This is a genomic window from Rhizobium sp. 10PS4 (assembly GCF_032464805.1).
GTDB classification, from domain to species: Bacteria; Pseudomonadota; Alphaproteobacteria; order Rhizobiales; family Rhizobiaceae; genus Rhizobium; species Rhizobium laguerreae.
Window position 1 is genome coordinate 205991 of the sequence record NZ_JAWDIW010000003.1, and the last position, 19293, is coordinate 225283.

The window sequence follows — 19293 nt, forward strand, 5'->3', positions numbered from 1 at the left end:
CTCTCCTCTTGCCGTGCCGATCTTTCTTTTCCAGAAAAGCGCACAAAATTTCTCTTGTCACCTCTCGATTATGTATATACATGTTTTGGCATAAGGAAAGGCGCAAAGCTGATGACCGGGAACAATTTTTCAGAGGAAGCCCCATCTGCCGACACCCGCCCAGTGCTGTGGCGCAATGCGCGGCTCGCCACGCTCGCGCCGACAAAATCGGGGCTCGGTATCGTCGAAAAGGGCGCCTTGCTGATCGAAAATGGCTGCATCGCCTTTGCCGGCGCTGAAAGCGAGCTGCCGGCATCGGCCATCGAACATTCCGAAATCGTCGATCTCGAAGGCCGCTGGGTAACGCCCGGTCTTATCGACTGCCATACCCATATCGTTCACGGCGGCAATCGCGCCCGCGAGTTCGAAATGCGCCTGGCAGGCGCGACCTATGAGGAGGTCGCCCGCGCCGGCGGCGGCATCGTCTCCTCGGTGAAGGCGACCAATGCGCTGTCGGTCGAGGAGCTTGTCGCCGAGGCTCTGCTGCGGCTCGACACGCTGCTTGCAGAAGGCGTCACCACGATCGAGATCAAATCCGGCTACGGGCTGAACCGGACCGGTGAAGTGAAGATGCTGCAGAGCGCCCGCCTGCTCGGCCATATCCGCCCGGTCCGCGTCGCCACCAGCTATCTCGGTGCCCATGCGACGCCCGTGGAATATAAGGGTCGCAACGGCGATTATCTCGACGATGTCGTCCTGCCCGGTCTCGACGACATGCATGGCCTCGGTCTTGCCGATGCCGTTGACGGCTTCTGCGAGGGCATCGCTTTTTCCACGACCGAGATCGCCCGCGTCTTCGACAAGGCCAAGGCGCTTGGCCTGCCGGTCAAGCTGCATGCCGAGCAGCTCTCCAATCTCGGTGGCGCCAGGCTCGCCGCATCCTATGGCGCACTGTCGGCCGATCACCTCGAATATCTCGACGAGGATGGCGTTGCGGCGATGGCCGCAGCCGGCACCGTCGCCGTGCTGCTGCCCGGCGCCTTCTACGCCATCCATGAAAAGCAGAAGCCGCCGGTAGAGGCGCTGCGGCGGGCAGGCGTGCCGATCGCGATCGCTACCGATTGCAATCCCGGCACCTCGCCGCTCACCTCGATGCTGCTCACCATGAACATGTCGGCCACACTTTTCGGCCTCACCGTCGAGGAATGCATCGCCGGCGCCACTCGCGAAGGCGCCCGTGCGCTCGGCCTGCTCGACAAGACGGGAACGCTCGAACCCGGCAAATCCGCCGATCTCGCCATCTGGAATATCGAAAGCCTCGCCGAGCTCGTCTACCGCATCGGCTTCAATCCGCTTCACACACGCGTCTTCAAGGGCGAAAGGAACGGCCGATGACCATCACGCTCCACCCGGGCTCCGTCTCGCTCAAGGATCTGGAAATCATCTACTGGACGGGCGCACCGGCAAGGCTCGATCCCGCCTTCGATGCGGGGATCGCCAAGGCCGCTGCCCGTATCGCCGAGATCGCCGCCGGCAATGCGCCGGTCTACGGCATCAATACCGGCTTCGGCAAACTCGCCTCGATCAAGATCGACAGCGCCGATGTGACCACCTTGCAGCGCAATCTCATCCTGTCGCATTGCTGCGGCGTCGGCGCGCCGCTGCCCGACAATATCGTGCGGCTGATCATGGCGCTGAAGCTGGTCTCGCTCGGGCGCGGCGCCTCCGGCGTGCGGCTGGAACTGGTACGGCTGATCGAAGGAATGCTGGAAAAGGGCGTCATTCCGCTGATCCCGGAAAAGGGCTCGGTCGGTGCCTCCGGCGATCTGGCGCCCCTTGCCCATATGGCGGCGGTGATGATGGGCGAGGCCGAAGCCTTCTTCGCCGGCGAACGGCTCTCGGGCGCGCAAGCCCTCGAAAGGGCCGGGCTGAAACCGGTGGTGCTCGCCGCCAAGGAAGGCCTGGCGCTGATCAACGGCACCCAGACCTCGACGGCGCTGGCGCTTGCCGGCCTCTTCCGCGCCCATCGGGCCGCGCAGGCGGCGCTCATCACTGGCGCCATGTCCACCGATGCCGCCATGGGCTCCTCGGCGCCTTTCCATCCGGATATTCACACATTGCGTGGCCATAAGGGCCAGATCGACACGGCGGCGGCACTTCGCGCCCTGCTCGAAAATTCCATCATTCGCCAGAGCCACATCGAGGGCGACGAACGTGTGCAGGATCCCTATTGCATCCGCTGCCAGCCGCAGGTCGACGGCGCCTGCCTCGATCTGCTGCGCTCGGTCGCCCGCACCCTTGAGATCGAGGCCAATGCGGTCACCGACAATCCGCTGGTGCTCTCGGACAATTCCGTCGTCTCCGGCGGCAATTTCCACGCCGAACCCGTCGCCTTCGCCGCCGATCAGATCGCGCTCGCCGTCTGCGAGATCGGCGCGATCTCGCAGCGCCGCATCGCGCTGCTCGTCGATCCGACCCTCTCTTACGGCCTGCCGGCCTTCCTCGCCAAGAAGCCGGGCTTGAATTCCGGCTTGATGATCGCCGAGGTGACGTCTGCGGCGCTGATGTCGGAGAACAAGCAGATGTCGCACCCGGCCTCGGTCGATTCGACGCCGACGTCGGCCAACCAGGAAGACCATGTCTCCATGGCCTGCCATGGTGCCCGCCGCCTGCTTGGCATGACGGAGAACCTGTTCGGCATCATCGGCATCGAGGCGCTGACCGCCGCCCAAGGCGTCGAACTGCGCGCGCCGCTATCGACGAGCCCGGAACTTGGCAAGGCGATCACTGCCATCCGCAGCAAAGTTCCGAGCCTCGACGTCGATCGCTACATGGCAAACGACCTTGCCGCAGCAAGCGAACTGGTGGCAACGGGCGCGCTGAACGCCTCGGTTTCATCTGGCATATTGCCGGTATTGGAGGGTTGATCGTGATGTATCTGCACTTGGTACCCCCCTCTGCCCTGCCGGGCATCTCCCCCACAGGTGGGGAGATCGGCTGGGCGGACCCGCTCGTTCCAGCATCAATTGTTTGGCAAGCTTCCATCCACGAGGCGATCTCCCCCCTTGTGGGGGAGATGTCCGGCAGGACAGAGGGGGGTAACGCCCCAAACGCCGGAGCGCTCTGCTCATGACCACTCCATACGAAATAACGCGTGGCACCTCCCCCATCATCCTCGGCTTCCCCCATACCGGCACCGAAGTGCCGCCTGAGATCGCCGACCGCCTCAACGACGACGGTGGAATCCTCGCCGACACCGACTGGCACATCCACGAGCTCTATGACGGCCTGCTCGACAATGTCACCACCGTGCGCGCCACCTTCCACCGCTACGTGATCGACGCCAACCGCGATCCAGCCGGCGTCAGCCTCTATCCCGGCCAGAACACCACCGGCCTCATTCCCCAGACGGATTTCGACGGCAAGGCGATCTGGAGGGATGGGCAGGCGCCGGACGAGGCCGACATCGCGGCGCGGCTGCGGGACTTCCATGCTCCCTATCATGCGGCGCTCGCGGCCGAGATCGAGCGCGTCAAGGCCATCCACGGCGTCGCGATCCTCTACGACTGCCACTCGATCCGCTCCCACATTCCCTTCCTGTTCGAAGGCAAGCTGCCGGATTTCAATATCGGCACCGATATGGGCAAGACCTGCGACAGCGCCATCGAGCAGGCGACGCTCACCGTCGTCGAAGCCGCCGAGGGTTACGACAGTGTGCTCAACGGTCGCTTCAAGGGCGGCTGGACGACACGCCACTATGGTCGGCCCGACACTGGTGTGCACGCGATCCAGATGGAGCTCGCGCAATCGACGCATCTCCAGACCGAGGCACCGCCCTTTGCCTACGACGCCGCCAAGGCAGACAGACTTCGCGTCCATCTCAAAAACATTCTGGTGCGCATCGAACAGATTGCGCCAGGCCTGAAACGATAACGATCACTCGACAGGGGAATCGCCATGAACAATCCACGCCACAATATCCGCGAAATCCGCGCGCCCCGCGGCAACGATCTCAATGCCAAGAGCTGGATGACCGAAGCGCCGCTGCGCATGCTGATGAACAATCTCGACCCAGACGTCGCCGAGAATCCGAACGAGCTCGTCGTTTATGGCGGCATCGGCCGCGCCGCGCGCACCTGGGAGGATTTCGACCGCATCGTCGCGACGCTGAAGACGCTGACGGAAGAAGAAACCCTGGTCGTCCAATCCGGCAAGCCGGTGGCCGTCTTCCGCACCCACAAGGATGCGCCGCGCGTGCTGATCGCCAATTCCAACCTCGTGCCGCATTGGGCGACCTGGGATCATTTCAACGAGCTGGATAAGAAGGGCCTTGCCATGTACGGCCAGATGACGGCCGGCTCGTGGATCTATATCGGCACGCAGGGCATCGTGCAGGGCACCTACGAGACCTTCGTCGAGGCCGGCCGCCAGCACTACGGCGGCAATCTCAAGGGCAAATGGATCCTGACCGGCGGGCTCGGCGGCATGGGCGGCGCCCAGCCGCTCGCCGCCGTCATGGCCGGCGCCTGCTGCCTCGCCGTCGAATGCAATCCCGATTCGATCGATTTCCGCCTGCGCACCCGCTATGTCGACTCCAAGGCCGAGACGCTCGATGAAGCGCTTGAGATGATCGACCGCTGGACCAAGGCCGGCGAGGCGAAATCCGTCGGTCTGCTCGGCAACGCCGCCGAAATCCTGCCGGAGATGGTTCGCCGCGGCATCCGCCCCGATATCGTCACCGACCAGACCTCGGCCCACGACCCGATCAACGGCTACCTGCCGAAGGGTTGGACGATGGGCGAATGGAAGGCGAAGCGCGAAAGCGATCCGAAGGCTGTGGAAAAAGCGGCGCGCGCCTCGATGCGCGAACATGTCGAAGCGATGATCGCCTTCTGGAATGCCGGCGTGCCGACACTCGATTATGGCAACAATATCCGCCAGGTCGCCAAGGACGAAGGCCTCGAAAACGCCTTCGCCTTCCCGGGCTTCGTGCCGGCCTATATCCGCCCGCTGTTTTGCCGCGGCATCGGCCCCTTCCGCTGGGCGGCCCTTTCCGGCGATCCGGAGGATATTTACAAGACCGATGCCAAGGTGAAGGAACTGCTGCCTGACAACAAGCACCTGCATCATTGGCTCGACATGGCCAGGGAGCGCATCGCCTTCCAGGGCTTGCCGGCACGCATCTGCTGGGTAGGTCTCGGTGACCGCCACAAGCTCGGCCTCGCCTTCAACGAGATGGTGAGAACAGGCGAACTCTCCGCCCCGATCGTCATCGGCCGCGACCATCTGGACTCCGGCTCCGTCGCCTCGCCGAACCGCGAGACCGAAGCGATGAAGGACGGCTCCGACGCCGTTTCCGACTGGCCGCTGCTCAACGCACTGCTCAACACGGCATCGGGCGCCACATGGGTGTCGCTCCATCACGGCGGCGGCGTTGGCATGGGCTTCTCGCAGCATTCGGGCATGGTCATTTGCGCCGATGGTACGGACGATGCCGCAAGACGCCTCGAGCGCGTGCTCTGGAACGACCCGGCGACCGGCGTCATGCGCCACGCCGATGCCGGTTACGAGATCGCCATCGACTGCGCCAAAGAAAAGGGCCTGCGCCTGCCCGGCATTCTCGGGAACTGAACCCGGTGAGGATCCTGCACGCCGGCGATCACAAACGCATGCCCTGGAAAAACGGCAAGGGAGAGACGGTGGAAATCGCCGTCTTTCCACCTGGCGCTTCGATCAACGACTTCGACTGGCGCATCAGCATGGCGACGGTCGCAGAGGACGGCCCGTTTTCGATCTTTCCCGGCATCGACCGCACGCTGGCGATCCTTGATGGCAACGGCATGGTGCTCGATGTGGCAGGCAGTTCGCCGGTGCTGCTGACAACGGCAAGCGATCCGCTGGCCTTCCCGGCGGATATCCCCGTCGCGGCCAGGCTCGAGGACGGAACGATCACCGATCTCAATGTGATGACGCGCCGTGACGGGCTCGCTCATACGCTGATCCGCATCGACGTCGATGGCGGCAAGACCGTGCGGCTTTCGCCCTCGATATGCCTGTTGCTTTGCCATCGCGGCGCATTGTCATTCCGGCGGGACAGCGAGACCGGCGCGCTTGCGGCCGGCGATGCGCTGCTGATCGAGGACGCGGCCGCAACCGCGCTGAAAATCGATGGCGAAGCCAGATGTTATCTCGCTTCGATCACCACAGGCTGATCTTCGAAGAAATAATTGAAAACATTAAACAATCTAGGATTTGGCGAAGCATGTGCATAAACCATCGCCATCGCGGGCCATGGACGTCATTCCTCGTTTCGGTCTAAACTTCGCCCTTCTGATGCAGAAGAAGACCTAGACTGCCCGCAACGTGCCGGGGAGCAAGGGAGCAGGCGTGACGGATCCATACGATATTCTCGGCGTTGAACGCGATGCGGACGAGGCGCAGCTGAAGGCCGCCTATCGGCGCCTGGCAAAGGTTGCCCACCCCGATTCGGGTGGTGATTCGGAAGCCTTTGCCAATCTGCAGAAAGCCTATGGGCTGCTTCTCGATCCGGTCCGGCGCAAGGTCTACGACGATACCGGCTACGACGTCGAATTCGCCGATGCCGCCGAGTTGCAGGCACTCGTGATGATCGAGAAACTCGTCACAGACGCGGTGCTCGACGAGCGCGCGCCCGGAAGTTTCGACCCCGTTGCCGTCATGCAGGACAGCCTTTCCGAAGAACTGCGCAAGGCGCGTTTCAGCAAGAGCGAGCTGGAGCGCCACGCCTCGCGCATCGGCCTGCATCTGGAGCGGCTCGAAAAACAGTCCGGCCGCGATGTGCTCGCCCACATGTTCCGCGCCCGCATCGAGGCGATCTCCAAGGCGGTCGCGGAAACCGAGGCGAAGATCAAGGCGACGGAACGCGCCGCCGACATGCTCTCCGGCTATGTCTACGACATCGACCCGCCGCTGCCGGATGCCGCGGTCACCAGCATCGAATGGGCCGAGACCTCCAGAAACCGCTCCACCGGCTGACGGCGGCCCCCCGCGACCGACCTTAATAGGACAGCTTTGGATACCAGTCCGGTGCCCGGCCTTCGGGCGTCGCATCGAGCAAGGTCCAGAGCGGCATCAGGTCGGGCGCGCCGCGCGGATCCTCGCCCGGGTCGGCCGTCGCCTCGCCCATCTCCTCACTCCAGAAATGGCGGATGGTGCCGTCGCGCCGTGTGAAGACGTTGAAGGCGGCACCGTCGCCGCCGTCCGTGCCGATCGCGCGATAGTCGCGGCTGTAATCATCCGTCATGTCGGAATAGAGCGGCAGATGGTGCCAGCCGCGCTCCTTCTTGAAGGCGAGCAGCCTTTCAATCGGCGAGCGGGCGACGACGGCAAGGGCGGCGCGCTGCTGGATATCAGGCACTTCGCCGTCCCAGGCCGACAGCAGCGAGGTGCACATCGGGCACGGGCGCTCGCGTTGCGGGCCGAACATATAGCTGTAGACGATCAGCGAGTCCTTGTCGGCGAAGAGTTCGGCAAAGGAGATCGGCCCATCGCTTCCTTCGAAGCGGTATTCTTTCGTCACTTCGCCGCCCGGCGGCAGCGCCCGGCGCTGTCTTGCCACGCGCTCGATATGCCGGCGCAATTCGATCTCTTCGGCCAGCAGCGCGTCGCGGGCGCTGCGATATTCCTCGCTCTCATTGGGGAACCGAACACCATTCTTGGCCGCGAGCACGGCGGCGGGGACCAGATGCTGATTATCCATGACGATATCCTCCTTCTATTGCCGCGCGTCTCAGACGCGCAAAGGACATGCTGAAACCACGACCGGGTCGCAGCACATCATTACAAGGACGATCGGCTGATGCGAAAATCGACAGAGCCGACGAAAAATATTCGCCCCGCGCTTTGGCCGGCTCGGCGCCGGATCGCCAAAGCCAAGCAAATCAAGATCGCGCGTTCCGAAATGCGGATCATCGAACCAGCTCATGATCAGCATCGCGCCCTTCCTAGAGGACGCCGCCGACCATGCAGCCGCTCATTGACCTGCGCATGCAGCGGAACGAGAGTGCTGTATCACGCAGGAGCCCGTGAACTCAATTCACCGTCGGCTGCGAAACTCAGTGAACGGTGATCACCGGAATGCCAGCTTCGTCGGCGGCACGGATAAGCGCAGCTCGCGCGTCCTCAGCCGGAATTTCCCCGTGAATTGCATTTCGACACGCCCTAATCGCTATAAGATATTCTTCTCCGTCGTCGATCGGCCAGCTAACCGTCAGCATCTCGGCAGCCTGGCAAAGGGTTGCGACAAGCTTGTATTTTTCCGGCCCATTCACAACGAGCATCAGAGGGGCAAACTCTCCGGATGTGTGCCAATTCATGACATTAGGTCTCCCCACGGTAAACATATTAGTAACCGTGCAAGAACCGTTCCGTGATCTTCGCAGGCGTGCCGAAGCTCGTTTCGGCGGCCGCATAATGGAAAGGAGAACATTTGCTAAAGGGCGCTTTAGTCGCCTCAGCATCGCCCGCGTCAGCATGGGCAGCTGTTGGCAGGGAAACGGTCGCCGGCCTCATTACCCGCCATGCTGAAGCCACCAAAGCCGCCGACATGTTTATACCAGACGCCTTTCCCGTTTTCTGCCTCCTCAGCAACTCCAACTGATCCGCGGCGGTATCAGCGAGCGCGGCGTGCCTCTGCAACCGGAAACACTTCATCAGCAGAGCGGCAAAAAGAGATCCCGTAGTCGCCTCCTGCTCCGGCACGACAGACGCGGGACGTCCCGCTCTGTTGCCAATGCATGAGTCTCTTTCCCGCAGTTGCCAACCTGCCGCAAGATTGCCTTTGACACGTCGCGATAAACAATATATCTACATGGCTATATAGCCATGTGGTGATATATGAAAAGCAACCTCGATACGATTTTCTCGGCACTCGCCGATCCCACGAGGCGAGCAATTCTTGGGCGGCTTGCGAACGGCAAGGCGACGGTGGCCGAACTCGCTGATCCCTTCGAGTTGTCTCAGCCTGCCATATCGAAGCATCTCAAGGTCCTGGAACAGGCCGGATTGATCCGCTCCGGCCGTGAAGCGAATTCGCGTCCCCGCGTCCTCGAGCCGGCCGCGTTGAAGACGGTTGCCGATTGGATCGCCGATTACAGACGCTTCTGGGATCAAAGCTTTGATCGTCTCGATGACTATCTGTCCAAGGTACAAGGATACGACAATGACTAATCCAGAGACCAACACCGACAACACCCGCGACCTGGTTCTTGTCCGAAAGTTCGATGCTCCATGCGATCTGGTTTTCAGGGCATGGACCGACCCAAAAGCGTTGGCACAATGGTGCGGTCCGCACGGTTTCAAGGCGGTGGGCGAGCGACTTGAAGCCTGGCCCGGCGGTAGACACCGCGCCTGTCTGATCGCGCCAGATGGAGAAGAACATTGGGTCGGCGGACAATATCTGGAGGTCGAGCCGCCGCACAGGCTTGTCTTCACACATGCCTGGGAGACCGCAACCGGCGAAAATAGCCCGGAAACAGTCGTCACCATCACCTTCAGGGACAGCGACGGAGGCACGGAAATGACTTTTCGGCAGAGTGGATTTGATAGCGCATCGTCACTTGAGGGTCATGAAGACGGCTGGTCGCAAAGTTTCGAGCGATTGAGCTTGTTTCTCGGGACTGAATCCGAAGGGCGAGATCATGCCTAAGGCGGCGATGAAGCTCTATTATTGCGAGACGCTCAATCCCCGGAAGGCCTGCGCCGCCGCTCGTTTTCTCAAAGCAGACGTCGAGTTCGTCAGGGTTGACCTGGCAAACGGAGAACAGCGCACTGCAGAATTCCTGGCGCTTAACCCGAACGGGAAAGTCCCGGTGCTGCAGGATGATGCCGGAACTTTATGGGAAGCGAACGCGATCATGTGCAGGCTGTCTGACAGCGTCGCATCGGATTTTTGGCCACATGACCACCGCCAGATCTACGTGCTGCGCTGGTTGAGTTGGGATGCCAGTCACTTCACCCAGCACGGGGCAACGCTGTGGTTTGAAACCTTGATCAAACCGTTGTTCGGCGGGGAGCCTGACGTCACCGTGATCGAAAATGCGAAGACGAGTTTTCGGCTCCATGCTCGCGTGCTCGACGATCATTTGGCCGAGAACAGCGTCGCCGTCGGGGAGACCCTGACTGTGGCAGACTTCGCATTGGCCGCTGCACTTCCTTTTGCAACCGCCGCCGGGATTCCACTCGCCGAGTTTCGGCATATCCAAGCGTGGTACGGACGGCTTGAACAACTAGATGCGTGGCGAAACCCTTTCCCCGCGTAACAAGGTGCGGCCGTCTCCGCTTCGCTGGCGCGAGGCCTCTCCAAAGTCTTTTCCGCCACTTGGCAAAGATGCCGGGTTCGCTTCATGCGCTATGCACTAGCTCATGCCGGTGGCCGACGCGTGTTCAGCTCTTGCACGTTTGCACGAAGGTTGGACATCAAAAAGGGCGCTCGACCCTTGCGGGGAGCGCCCTTATCCTGTCGGACAACGAACAGTTCGACGACGTCGATACCGCGCGCATCCATTTTTCAGGCAGGACGGGTATATGGACCCTTTCCGCCGGGGTTTCAAGAGGCGGTTCAGCGGTTCTACATGATAATTGACCGTAGTCGATCAGGAGGCGACCCCGGTGATCGGGTTGACCACGGGTCGTTCGCTTTTGTCCCTGACCCCAGCCGGCTGCACCACCGGCGGCGCCATCGATTCTGCGTCGGCGGACTGCGGCTTTTCAGGAACGGCGCCGACATCTTTGGGGCGCCGCTGCTCGGGCTTTACGTTTTGATCATTCGTCGACATTGTCAGTCTCCTTTCCAGGAAGAAGTCACGGCCGTCGACATGGTTCCGGCGATGGGATGGAGGACTACCGATGCTTGACAGGTTTCTGCTGCAAGGCCCTCAGGATGCGCGCTTCACGATCCTTCTTGCGCATGGCGCCGGCGCACCGATGGATTCGGCATCGATGACAGCAGCGGCAATTGCACTCGCCGGCGTTGGCTTCCGTGTGGCCCGTTTCGAATTCGCCTATATGGCCGCCCGCCGCACCTCGGAAGGCCGCAAGCCGCCGCCGCGCGCCGAAACGCTCAATCCCGAATATGAGGCGGCCATTGAAGAGATCGGCGCCAGCGGCCCTCTGATCATCGGCGGCAAGTCGATGGGCGGCCGGGTTGCCAGCATGATCGCCGACGATCTTCATCGCCAGGGGAAGATCGCCGGCCTGCTCTGCCTTGGCTATCCCTTCCATCCGCCCGGCCAGCCGGAGAAGCTGCGCACCGGCCATCTGACAGGGCTAACGACGCCCGCGCTGATCTGCCAGGGAACACGCGACGAATTCGGCACGCGGGACGAGGTGCCGGGCTACGATCTGTCCGACAGGATCGAGATCCTCTGGCTCGAGGATGGCGACCACGATCTCAAGCCGCGCAAGACGATCTCCGGTTTCTCTAGTGCCGATCACCTCGCCACGATGGCGAAGACGGCAAAGGCATGGGCCGAACGATTGCCGGTTTGAGCGTCCCTCATATCCCCGGCGCCGGCTCGCGGCCGCCGCCGTCAGGCAGCAAGCTTCCTGACATCGATGCGCCGGTCGGTGGCTGAAACGGTGATTTCGAAGTGGTCGGCCTGCACCACGCCCTGAATATTGCGCGGCCGGTGGGCGACGATGGCCACTCCGCTTCTCAGCCGGACACTGTCATAGAGGATACCGGCGCCGCCGCTCGAACGCACCTCTTCTCCCAGCATCTGCGATGCCGCATAGCTGGTGCCGTCATAAACATCGGGCCGTAGCGTCTGCTCTCCGCGAATGTCGAGATAGTCCCCAAACAGAGTGGCCGCGTAGCTTCGATAGGTGCGCGCCATCGTCACCACCCCGCGCGCGACAGCTTCGCGCCTGAGATGATGGCCAACTTCGGCGGCGGCTGTGCGGAGATCGTCGGCTGCATACCAGGCGCCGAGATCGGGGCCGTTGAAGCGCATTCCTCCCGGCGCAACATGCAGGAATGCCGCCATGACAATGCTGGCATTGGCAACGCCATAAACCCATTGGTCCTCGGGAAGCCGTTGGAGGCGGTCGGCGACGAGGCGGTCGTTGGTCCAGCCGACGAGTTCCATCACGGCTTCGAGATCGGCCGCCCTCGTCACCGTCTCAAAAAGTCCGATTGGCGGAAATTGCGACGGGATCAGCCGATACGATGGACGTGGCGCCTCAGCAAAGCGGTCGCTCACCTGAAGACGATGTCCGCATCTTCGTAAGGTGTGAAGGCTTCGTCGAGCATATTCGGCTGCATGTAGAGACCGCCGCGGGCACCGTCGAGAAACCGGCGTACGGTCATCAACCCGTCCTGGGTCCCGTTCGTCACAATATCAAGCGGCGGATGCCCGCCGAAAACCGGCGCCTGGTGCGGTGTGCGCAGCCAGGCGACGCCGGCGCGTTCATCGGAAAAAAGCACGCCGAGCGCCTGATGGATGCCGAGAACGGCCGAGATGCGGGTCAGCGTATCGACATCGAGCGTGAAAGCACCGTGCTCGCGCGCCTGTTTGGCCCAATTGTGATAGGTCGACCGAGAGGGATAGCCGAGCATGAGCAGACGCTGCTCCTCAGTCAGCCCCCAGAGATCGGCGATCGCCAGAAAGGTTCGCAGGGCCGGGGCGCTCAGCCTCTTGCGGTTGGCCGGAGCAAACCGGTCCATTTCCAGCCGCTGTGGCCCCTGGTCTTCCCGTTGCTCCCGTCGCGCGTGCTGCATGAAAGCCTCCTGTCTTGAATTAGACTTAGTCCAAATCTGGGCATTCATCAAGCGAATTTAAAGGCTCGCCTCGCCTGCCGCCTCCCGGATCGTCTGCATCAGGATCGATTGCGGCAGAGACGGCACGGCATCGGCGCGCATCGTCAACCCGACCGGCCCCCTGGTCTCGCCGGTATCGACCGGCAGAAGCGCCAGCCGTCCATCGGCGACATCGCCGGCCACGACACCGTTGGAAATGATCCAGATCGCATCGCTTGCCCGCAGGAAAGCGCGGCCGAAGGAATCCGACACCGTCTCGATCTGGTTCGGCAGGCTGGAAACGCCGCTGGCGATGAGGAAATTTTCAACCACCGGCCGGATGATCGAACCCCGCGTCGGCATCAGCACCGTGTAGTTGCCGAAGCCGGCAAACAGCGATTGCCGGCCGTCGAGCAGCGGATGGCCGGCGCGCACGGCAAACACTACTTGCTCGGAATAAAGATGTTCGAAGGAAAAGCCCGCCATCTTCTCGGCGCCGGCCAGACGTCCGACAACGAGGTCGAGATCACCGACGTGAAGCTGCTCCAGGAGCACCGCGTTCTCGCCGGTGACGATCTTCACCCGGCTCCAGGTCTTTTCCTTGAGGAAAAGTTCCATCGCCCGCGGCATGATGCGCGATGACACCGTCGGCAGCGCGCCGATCCGGATCGGCGGCGCATCGGCGAACTGCTCCTGCGAGACGGAATCGAGACCCTGGCGCAGCGCTGTCAGCGCGGCGCCAGCGTGGCGCAGAAAGACCTCGCCGTAGCGGGTGATCTTGATGCCGCGGCCGTCGCGCTCGAAAACATTGACACCCAGCACCTGTTCCAGTTCGCGGATCGTCTTGGTGACCGCCGGCTGGCTGACATGCAGCAATTCGGCGGCCTTCATGACGCTCTTCTGCCGCGCCACCTCGACAAAGGTTTGCAGATGGCGGAACTTGACCCGGCTGTCGATCATCGCTCGCATAACTCCAGGGTTATCTAAAACACGATAAATATCATTTTACCTAACCGGATCAACCATTCAATTTCCAGCCGGAACGCCACCTGTCCCGTTGGATGGGCGGCGAGAACTCTAAAATTTTGAAGCGCGCATCATTCTTTGTGAAATCCTCTATAATCCAGGGAGGCTTAGTGAAGCACCGGATGCGGTGTGCCTCGATAGGCCGGGGCAAGTTTGGCAAGAGGGCTAACCCCACTCTCCGTCATCCTCGGGCTTGACACGAGCATCCACGCCCGCTGCTGCTGGTGGATGCGTTGTGGATGCTCGTGTCAAGCCCGAGCATGACGGAGGGTGAGGCAGGCGGGAAGAGCCATTCATGGCGCAGACGCCTGAGTCAGGGAATGCCTTCCGTCAGTTAAACCAAATGCCGGTCCTCCGGCTGAACCGATTTGATGAAGGAGGAGATCGACGTGCAGTTCGCCCGCATAAACGACGTGACGATCCATTATCAGATCATTGGTGCCCCTGCCGACAGGCCGGTGATCGTCTTTACCAATTCGCTGGGCACCGATTTCCGCATCTGGCGCGACGTCGTGGTGCGGCTTGCCGGTGATTTTGCCATCGTGCTTTACGACAAGCGCGGCCACGGCCTTTCCGATGTCGGCCAGCTTCCCTCATCGATCGAGGACCATGCGACGGATCTTGCCGGCCTGCTCGATCTGCTGTCAGTCAAGGATGCCGTCATCTGCGGCCTCTCCGTCGGCGGCCTCATCGCCCAGTCGCTCTATCACCGCCGGCCGGACCTGGTCCGCGCGCTGATCCTCTGCGACACCGCCCCTAAGATCGGCACGGCGGAGAGCTGGAACGCCCGCATCGCCGCCGTCGAGCAAAACGGCATCGGCAGCATTGTCGACGCCATCATGGAACGCTGGTTCACACCCGCCTTCCGCCGGCCCGAGAACACCGCCTATGCCGGCTATTGCAACATGCTGACGCGCCAGCCCGTCGAGGGCTATGTCGCCGCCTGCGCCGCGATCCGCGATGCCGATTTTACCGAAATCGCCAAGACGATCACTGTCCCGACGATCTGCATCGTCGGCGATCAGGACGGTTCGACGCCTCCCGATCTCGTGCTTTCGACCGCGAAGCTGATATCCGGCGCCCGTTACGAGGTCATCCCTGATTGCGCGCACATTCCCTGCGTCGAGCAGCCGGAGGCGCTGACGGCGATCATCCGCGCCTTCCTCACATCCATTCCGTCTGGAGAAATCAGCCCATGAATGAGACCGCGTCCTCCTCAGAGCGCTATCGGCAGGGCATGGCGACCCGCCGCGCCGTGCTTGGCGACGCCCATGTCGACCGCGCCGCCGCCACATCGACGGAGTTCGACCGCCCCTTCCAGGAACTGATCACCGAAGCCGCCTGGGGTCATGTCTGGTCTCGCCCGGCGCTGACGAAGCGCGAGCGCTCGATCGTCACGATCGCTCTGCTTGCCGCTCTCGGCCAGGACGACGAGGTCGCCATGCATATGCGCGCCACTGCCAATACGGGGGCGACCCGCGAGGATATCTGCGAGGCGCTGTTGCATGTGGCGATCTATGCCGGCGTTCCTGCCGCCAATCACGCGATCAAGATCGCAAAAAAGACCTTTGAACAGATGGACGCCGAAAAGGCGGCCTGAGGGAGGAACATGTCCGAACGACCGAACCGCAAGCCCGAGACCGGCGGCTTCTTCGCCCGCGACCGCGCCTGGCACGCGCCGGCGCTGACCCCCGGCTACAAGACCTCGGTGCTGCGCGCGCCGCAGCGCGCGTTGCTATCGCTCGACGGCACGATTTCCGAGACCACCGGTCCGGTCTTCGGCCATTCGATGATCGGCGAACTCGACAACGACCTGATCCTGAACTACGCGCAGCCCGGCGAAAGTGCGATTGGCGAGCGCATCATCGTCCATGGCCGCGTGCTCGACGAGCGCGCCAGGCCGGTTGCTGGCGCCTTGGTCGAATTCTGGCAGGCCAATGCCGGCGGCCGCTATCGCCACAAGAAGGAAACCTATCTGGCGGCGATCGACCCGAATTTCGGCGGCTGCGGCCGCGCCATCACCGACGAGGATGGCCGCTACCATTTCCGCACCGTCCGCCCCGGCGCCTATCCCTGGCCGAACGGCATCAACGATTGGCGTCCCGCCCATATCCATTTCTCGATCTTCGGCCATGGTTTTGCCCAGCGCCTGATCACCCAGATGTATTTCGAAGGCGATCCGATGATCTGGAAATGTCCGATCGTCGGCACCATCCCCGACAAGGCGGCGATCGAGCAGCTAATCGCGCCGCTCGACTGGGGCAACACCATCCCGATGGATTCACGCGCTTATAAATTCGATATCGTGCTGCGTGGCCGCCGCTCGACGATGTTCGAAAACAAATTGGAGGGCAACTGACCATGCAGCAGCTCGGCTACCTCAAGGAAACCCCGTCGCAGACGGCAGGCCCCTATGTGCATATCGGCCTGACGCCGAATTTCTGCGACATCTCGGGTGTCTACGACACCGATCTCGGCATCGAGATGGTCAACGGCAAGACGCTCGGCGAACGTATCACCGTCACCGGCCGGATCTTCGACGGTGCCGGCGCATTGGTGCGCGATGCGGTCATCGAGATCTGGCAGGCCGACAGCGCCGGGCTCTACAACAGCCCGTCGGAAATGCGCGGCGCCGCCGATCCCAATTTCACCGGCTGGGGCCGCTGCCCGACCCGCGCTGAGGACGGCGTCTACAGCTTCGAGACGGTCAAGCCCGGCCGTGTCCCCTTCAAGGACGGCCGCAGACAAGCCCCGCACATCACCTTCTGGATCGTCGCTCGCGGCATCAATATCGGCCTGCATACCCGCATGTATTTTCCGGAAGAGACGGAGGCCAACGCCTCCGACCCGCTGCTTTCCCGCATCGAACATCGCGAGCGCGTCGCAACGATGATCGCCACCCGCGACGGCGCAACCTGTCATTTCGACATCCATCTGCAGGGTCCGAAGGAAACGGTGTTTCTCGATATCTGAGGGCCGGCGTCGCGATCGGCTTGCTGGGGCGGCTATCTGCAGGTAGCGTCCCCTCACCCTACCCTCTCCCCGATGGAGAGGGGACTTGCCCACGCAAGATCATCTGCCCATAGGCGCCGGCGCAGCCTCGAGTCCCTTCTCCCCAGCGGGAAGAAGGTGGCGGCAGTCGGATGAGGGGGCCACCACGATAAACCGAGACGATCATGACCGCATCCCCCTTCGACCACCCCTTCCTTTCCGGCCTGCTGGGCGACGATGAAATCGCGCCGTATTTCTCCGCCGAGGCGGATATCCGGGCCATGCTCTCCTTCGAGGCCGCACTCTCCAAGGCTGAAGCTTCTCACGGACTCATTCCCGCCGAAGCGGCAAGGCGCATTGCTGAAACTTGCGCCACCTCCTCGCCCGATGTCTCCAGTCTTCAATCGGCAACGGCAAGGGATGGTGTCGTCGTTCCCGATCTCATCAAGCAGCTGCGCACTGATGTCGGCGAGGAGGCGGCAAAAAGCCTGCATCTCGGCGCGACCAGCCAGGATGTCATCGATACCAGCCTGATGATCCGCCTGAAGGCCGTCGTCTTCCTGTTTGCCGGCCGGCTTTCCATCATCGCCGCCGGACTCGATGCGCTGGATCGCCAGTTCGGCCGGAACCAGCTGATCGGTCATACCCGCATGCAGGCGGCGATCCCGATTACCGTCTCCGACCGCCTCAAGGCGTGGCGCGCACCGTTGACGACCTATCGCGACCGCCTGACCGAGCAGGGTTTTCCCGTCCAGTTCGGTGGCGCGGCCGGCACTCTGGACAAGCTGGGGTCGCAGGCCGCGGCCATCCGGGCCTCGCTCGCCCAGGAACTCGGCCTCACCGATGCAACGCAATGGCAGAGCGGGCGTCTGCCGATCGCCGATATTGCCGGCCTGTTCGCGTCGATATCTGGCAGTCTTGGCAAGATGGGCCAGGATATCGCCCTGCTCGCCCAGGTCGGCGGCGAGATCGAAATATCAGGGGGCGGCACCTCGTCGGCCATGGCGCACAAACAGAACCCCGTCTCCGCCGAGGTCCTCATCTCGCTCGCCCGCTTCAACGCCACGGCGCTCTCGGGCATCCATCATTCCCTCGTCCATGAACAGGAACGCTCCGGCGCTGCCTGGACGCTCGAATGGCTGCTGCTCCCGCAAATGACGATGGCGACCGCCGCCAGCCTGCGGCTCGCCGGGGAGCTGATAAAAAATATTAAGAGACTTGGAACGGTCTAATCCAGAACCTGGAGCCCGTGCTTCTGCACGATCGAGAGCAGCTTCAGCGCTATCCCGCTTGGCCGCTTGGCACCGCTTTCCCACTTCTGCACGGTGGATTCGCTGGTGTTGAGATATCGTGCGAAAACCGGCTGGCTGACGTGATTGCTTTCCCGCAGTGCCTTGATGGCCTCGGGACCAAGTGCGTGCGGCGAAACCAGGCAGCTTTCATCGAAGGAGCGCATCGTTTCCTTGTCAATGGTTCCTATTTTATGCATGGCCTTCGCGGACGTGTGAATCGCCTCGAACGCATCGTTCTTGTACTTAATGCTTTTTGCCATGTTCGATCTCCAGACGCTGCCCAGATCACCGGCCTTGCCTTCCGCGACCTGCCTGATAGTTTTCAATAATTCGGAATCCGATATCCGCGCTTTGCAAGCTGCCTTGGTAAACCTCCGGTTTTGAAAGCCGTTCTGCCATGCCCTCGAAGTAGCACCCGGTGCTATGTTTTTCAAGTTGACTTCCCAAGATGAGAGCAGCCCCGTGACCTTTCCCCTCTTCGATCTCTCGGGCCGTCGCGCCCTCGTCACCGGCTCCAGTCAGGGCATCGGCCGCGCATTGGCGGTCGGGCTTGCCGAGCATGGCGCTTCGATCATCATCAACGGCCGCAACGCGCAGAAGGCGGAGGCCGCCGCCGAGGATATCCGTCGCAGCCATCGCCATGCCGTCAGCGCCGCCTTCGACGTCACCGATGCGGAGGCCAGCCGCACCGCCATCGCCTATATCGAGGCGGAAATCGGCCCGATCGACATTCTCGTCAACAATGCCGGCATGCAGTTCCGCACACCGCTGGAGAACTTCCCGGTCGACAAATGGGACGAGATCTTCAAGACCAATGTCTCCAGTCTGTTCTATGTCAGCCAGCCGGTCGCCCAGGCGATGATATCGCGCGGCCGCGGCAAGATCATCAACATCGCCTCCGTCCAGGCCGAACTCGCCCGTCCCGGCATCGCGCCCTATACCGCGACCAAGGGCGCCGTGAAGAACCTCACGCGCGGCATGGCGACCGACTGGGCGAAATACGGCCTGCAGGTCAATGCGATCGCGCCCGGCTATTTCCGCACGCCGCTCAACCAGGCGCTGGTCGATGATCCCAAGTTTTCTGGTTGGCTGGAAACTCGCACGCCGGCCGGCCGCTGGGGCGAGGTCAAGGAACTCGTCGGCGCCGCCGTCTTCCTGGCCTCGGATGCCTCCTCCTTCGTCAACGGCCACATGCTGACGGTCGACGGCGGCATCACCGCCTCGCTCTAG

At 62.3% G+C, this 19293-nt stretch carries 23 protein-coding genes and 1 pseudogene; 16 read left to right on the forward strand and 8 right to left on the reverse strand.

All coding sequences use genetic code 11. The annotated features are described in order from the left end of the window. Positions 1-111 precede the first annotated feature (111 nt). From hutI to RWJ89_RS06765, 6 genes are all read left to right on the forward strand, one after another. Positions 112-1374: an imidazolonepropionase gene (hutI, locus tag RWJ89_RS06740; protein ID WP_131662381.1), complete on the forward strand. Its 1263-nt coding sequence runs from the start codon at positions 112-114 to the stop codon at positions 1372-1374. Then, the gene (gene hutH / locus RWJ89_RS06745; protein WP_131662382.1) at positions 1371-2906 is read left to right on the forward strand and encodes a histidine ammonia-lyase; all 1536 of its coding nucleotides are present in this window, start codon (positions 1371-1373) and stop codon (positions 2904-2906) included. The genes hutI and hutH overlap by 4 nt, the downstream gene beginning before the upstream one ends. A 202-nt stretch (positions 2907-3108) precedes the next feature. Next, a complete protein-coding gene (gene hutG / locus RWJ89_RS06750) occupies positions 3109-3912 on the forward strand; it encodes an N-formylglutamate deformylase (RefSeq protein WP_131662383.1) in 804 nt (267 codons plus the stop codon). Positions 3913-3936: 24 nt separating this feature from the next. Beyond that, positions 3937-5610, forward strand: coding sequence for a urocanate hydratase (hutU, locus tag RWJ89_RS06755; RefSeq protein ID WP_316030743.1), 1674 nt, complete (start codon positions 3937-3939; stop codon positions 5608-5610). 5 nt (positions 5611-5615) lie between these two features. Next, positions 5616-6191: a HutD/Ves family protein gene (locus RWJ89_RS06760; protein ID WP_131662385.1), complete on the forward strand. Its 576-nt coding sequence runs from the start codon at positions 5616-5618 to the stop codon at positions 6189-6191. Positions 6192-6366: 175 nt separating this feature from the next. Next, positions 6367-6993 (forward strand): J domain-containing protein, encoded by a 627-nt coding sequence (locus tag RWJ89_RS06765; RefSeq protein WP_131662386.1) that lies wholly within the window; start codon positions 6367-6369, stop codon positions 6991-6993. Positions 6994-7015: 22 nt separating this feature from the next. Here RWJ89_RS06765 and RWJ89_RS06770 read toward each other — a convergent pair whose 3' ends face one another. The 3 genes and pseudogenes from RWJ89_RS06770 to RWJ89_RS06780 form a co-directional block, all read right to left on the reverse strand. After that, on the reverse strand, positions 7016-7717 hold the full coding sequence (locus RWJ89_RS06770) for a DUF899 family protein (protein WP_131662387.1): 702 nt from the start codon (positions 7715-7717) through the stop codon (positions 7016-7018). A 153-nt stretch (positions 7718-7870) separates the two neighbouring features. Further along, a pseudogene (locus RWJ89_RS06775) lies at positions 7871-7960 on the reverse strand (nucleotidyl transferase AbiEii/AbiGii toxin family protein); the annotation flags it as partial. 112 nt (positions 7961-8072) lie between these two features. Next, a complete protein-coding gene (locus RWJ89_RS06780) occupies positions 8073-8333 on the reverse strand; it encodes a DUF982 domain-containing protein (RefSeq protein ID WP_131662388.1) in 261 nt (86 codons plus the stop codon). Between the two features lie 520 nt (positions 8334-8853). Between RWJ89_RS06780 and RWJ89_RS06785 the strand changes: the two genes are divergently transcribed. The 3 genes from RWJ89_RS06785 to RWJ89_RS06795 are packed head-to-tail and all read left to right on the forward strand — an operon-like array spanning position 8854 to position 10277. Continuing rightward, positions 8854-9186 carry an ArsR/SmtB family transcription factor gene (locus RWJ89_RS06785; protein ID WP_131662389.1) on the forward strand — a complete coding sequence of 111 codons (333 nt, stop codon included), beginning with the start codon at positions 8854-8856 and terminating at the stop codon, positions 9184-9186. Continuing rightward, a complete protein-coding gene (locus RWJ89_RS06790; protein WP_131662390.1) occupies positions 9179-9664 on the forward strand; it encodes an SRPBCC family protein in 486 nt (161 codons plus the stop codon). Before RWJ89_RS06785 ends, RWJ89_RS06790 begins: the two co-directional genes overlap by 8 nt. Further along, positions 9657-10277, forward strand: a complete 621-nt coding sequence (locus tag RWJ89_RS06795; RefSeq protein WP_206105835.1) for a glutathione S-transferase family protein — start codon at positions 9657-9659, stop codon at positions 10275-10277. The genes RWJ89_RS06790 and RWJ89_RS06795 overlap by 8 nt, the downstream gene beginning before the upstream one ends. A 333-nt stretch (positions 10278-10610) precedes the next feature. On the opposite strand, the gene RWJ89_RS06800 is transcribed toward RWJ89_RS06795, so the two are convergent. Then, positions 10611-10793 carry a hypothetical protein gene (locus tag RWJ89_RS06800; protein WP_131662391.1) on the reverse strand — a complete coding sequence of 61 codons (183 nt, stop codon included), beginning with the start codon at positions 10791-10793 and terminating at the stop codon, positions 10611-10613. A 70-nt stretch (positions 10794-10863) separates the two neighbouring features. On the opposite strand from RWJ89_RS06800, the gene RWJ89_RS06805 reads away from it, so the two are divergent. Further along, the gene (locus RWJ89_RS06805; protein WP_131662392.1) at positions 10864-11505 is read left to right on the forward strand and encodes an alpha/beta hydrolase family protein; all 642 of its coding nucleotides are present in this window, start codon (positions 10864-10866) and stop codon (positions 11503-11505) included. Positions 11506-11546: 41 nt separating this feature from the next. Here the strand turns inward: RWJ89_RS06805 and RWJ89_RS06810 are convergent, their stop codons facing one another. The 3 genes from RWJ89_RS06810 to pcaQ are packed head-to-tail and all read right to left on the reverse strand — an operon-like array spanning position 11547 to position 13714. Continuing rightward, positions 11547-12218, reverse strand: coding sequence for an RES family NAD+ phosphorylase (locus RWJ89_RS06810; protein ID WP_131662393.1), 672 nt, complete (start codon positions 12216-12218; stop codon positions 11547-11549). Next, positions 12215-12736 carry an MbcA/ParS/Xre antitoxin family protein gene (locus tag RWJ89_RS06815; protein WP_131662394.1) on the reverse strand — a complete coding sequence of 174 codons (522 nt, stop codon included), beginning with the start codon at positions 12734-12736 and terminating at the stop codon, positions 12215-12217. Before RWJ89_RS06815 ends, RWJ89_RS06810 begins: the two co-directional genes overlap by 4 nt. Positions 12737-12793: 57 nt before the next feature. Then, complete coding sequence (gene pcaQ, locus RWJ89_RS06820) at positions 12794-13714, reverse strand: pca operon transcription factor PcaQ (RefSeq protein WP_131662395.1); 921 nt, start codon at positions 13712-13714, stop codon at positions 12794-12796. A 455-nt stretch (positions 13715-14169) separates the two neighbouring features. Here pcaQ and pcaD point away from each other — a divergent pair, with 455 nt between their 5' ends. The 5 genes from pcaD (at position 14170) to RWJ89_RS06845 (ending at position 18003) form a co-directional block, all read left to right on the forward strand. Next, positions 14170-14979 (forward strand): 3-oxoadipate enol-lactonase, encoded by an 810-nt coding sequence (gene pcaD, locus RWJ89_RS06825; RefSeq protein WP_131662543.1) that lies wholly within the window; start codon positions 14170-14172, stop codon positions 14977-14979. Continuing rightward, the gene (gene pcaC / locus RWJ89_RS06830) at positions 14976-15380 is read left to right on the forward strand and encodes a 4-carboxymuconolactone decarboxylase (RefSeq protein ID WP_131662396.1); all 405 of its coding nucleotides are present in this window, start codon (positions 14976-14978) and stop codon (positions 15378-15380) included. Before pcaD ends, pcaC begins: the two co-directional genes overlap by 4 nt. Positions 15381-15389: 9 nt before the next feature. Further along, positions 15390-16139, forward strand: coding sequence for a protocatechuate 3,4-dioxygenase subunit beta (gene pcaH, locus RWJ89_RS06835; RefSeq protein WP_003548461.1), 750 nt, complete (start codon positions 15390-15392; stop codon positions 16137-16139). A gap of 2 nt (positions 16140-16141) precedes the next feature. Continuing rightward, complete coding sequence (gene pcaG, locus RWJ89_RS06840; RefSeq protein ID WP_131662397.1) at positions 16142-16753, forward strand: protocatechuate 3,4-dioxygenase subunit alpha; 612 nt, start codon at positions 16142-16144, stop codon at positions 16751-16753. 203 nt (positions 16754-16956) lie between these two features. Next, positions 16957-18003, forward strand: coding sequence for a 3-carboxy-cis,cis-muconate cycloisomerase (locus tag RWJ89_RS06845; RefSeq protein WP_131662398.1), 1047 nt, complete (start codon positions 16957-16959; stop codon positions 18001-18003). Here RWJ89_RS06845 and RWJ89_RS06850 read toward each other — a convergent pair. Further along, on the reverse strand, positions 18000-18323 hold the full coding sequence (locus RWJ89_RS06850; protein WP_131662544.1) for a helix-turn-helix domain-containing protein: 324 nt from the start codon (positions 18321-18323) through the stop codon (positions 18000-18002). The genes RWJ89_RS06845 and RWJ89_RS06850 overlap by 4 nt on opposite strands. A 202-nt stretch (positions 18324-18525) precedes the next feature. Between RWJ89_RS06850 and RWJ89_RS06855 the strand changes: the two genes are divergently transcribed. Beyond that, positions 18526-19293 (forward strand): SDR family oxidoreductase, encoded by a 768-nt coding sequence (locus RWJ89_RS06855; RefSeq protein WP_029872176.1) that lies wholly within the window; start codon positions 18526-18528, stop codon positions 19291-19293.

Excerpts from the sequence above, each read along its gene's own strand:
- hutI (WP_131662381.1), top strand. The coding sequence starts at position 112 with ATGACCGGGAACAATTTTTCAGAGGAAGCCCCATCTGCCGACACCCGC.
- hutH (WP_131662382.1), top strand. The coding sequence starts at position 1,371 with ATGACCATCACGCTCCACCCGGGCTCCGTCTCGCTCAAGGATCTGGAA.
- hutG (WP_131662383.1), top strand. The coding sequence starts at position 3,109 with ATGACCACTCCATACGAAATAACGCGTGGCACCTCCCCCATCATCCTC.
- hutU (WP_316030743.1), top strand. The coding sequence starts at position 3,937 with ATGAACAATCCACGCCACAATATCCGCGAAATCCGCGCGCCCCGCGGC.
- RWJ89_RS06770 (WP_131662387.1), bottom strand. The coding sequence starts at position 7,717 with ATGGATAATCAGCATCTGGTCCCCGCCGCCGTGCTCGCGGCCAAGAAT.
- RWJ89_RS06780 (WP_131662388.1), bottom strand. The coding sequence starts at position 8,333 with ATGAATTGGCACACATCCGGAGAGTTTGCCCCTCTGATGCTCGTTGTG.
- RWJ89_RS06785 (WP_131662389.1), top strand. The coding sequence starts at position 8,854 with ATGAAAAGCAACCTCGATACGATTTTCTCGGCACTCGCCGATCCCACG.
- RWJ89_RS06790 (WP_131662390.1), top strand. The coding sequence starts at position 9,179 with ATGACTAATCCAGAGACCAACACCGACAACACCCGCGACCTGGTTCTT.
- RWJ89_RS06795 (WP_206105835.1), top strand. The coding sequence starts at position 9,657 with ATGCCTAAGGCGGCGATGAAGCTCTATTATTGCGAGACGCTCAATCCC.
- RWJ89_RS06800 (WP_131662391.1), bottom strand. The coding sequence starts at position 10,793 with ATGTCGACGAATGATCAAAACGTAAAGCCCGAGCAGCGGCGCCCCAAA.
- RWJ89_RS06805 (WP_131662392.1), top strand. The coding sequence starts at position 10,864 with ATGCTTGACAGGTTTCTGCTGCAAGGCCCTCAGGATGCGCGCTTCACG.
- RWJ89_RS06815 (WP_131662394.1), bottom strand. The coding sequence starts at position 12,736 with ATGCAGCACGCGCGACGGGAGCAACGGGAAGACCAGGGGCCACAGCGG.
- pcaQ (WP_131662395.1), bottom strand. The coding sequence starts at position 13,714 with ATGATCGACAGCCGGGTCAAGTTCCGCCATCTGCAAACCTTTGTCGAG.
- pcaC (WP_131662396.1), top strand. The coding sequence starts at position 14,976 with ATGAATGAGACCGCGTCCTCCTCAGAGCGCTATCGGCAGGGCATGGCG.
- pcaH (WP_003548461.1), top strand. The coding sequence starts at position 15,390 with ATGTCCGAACGACCGAACCGCAAGCCCGAGACCGGCGGCTTCTTCGCC.
- pcaG (WP_131662397.1), top strand. The coding sequence starts at position 16,142 with ATGCAGCAGCTCGGCTACCTCAAGGAAACCCCGTCGCAGACGGCAGGC.
- RWJ89_RS06845 (WP_131662398.1), top strand. The coding sequence starts at position 16,957 with ATGACCGCATCCCCCTTCGACCACCCCTTCCTTTCCGGCCTGCTGGGC.
- RWJ89_RS06850 (WP_131662544.1), bottom strand. The coding sequence starts at position 18,323 with ATGGCAAAAAGCATTAAGTACAAGAACGATGCGTTCGAGGCGATTCAC.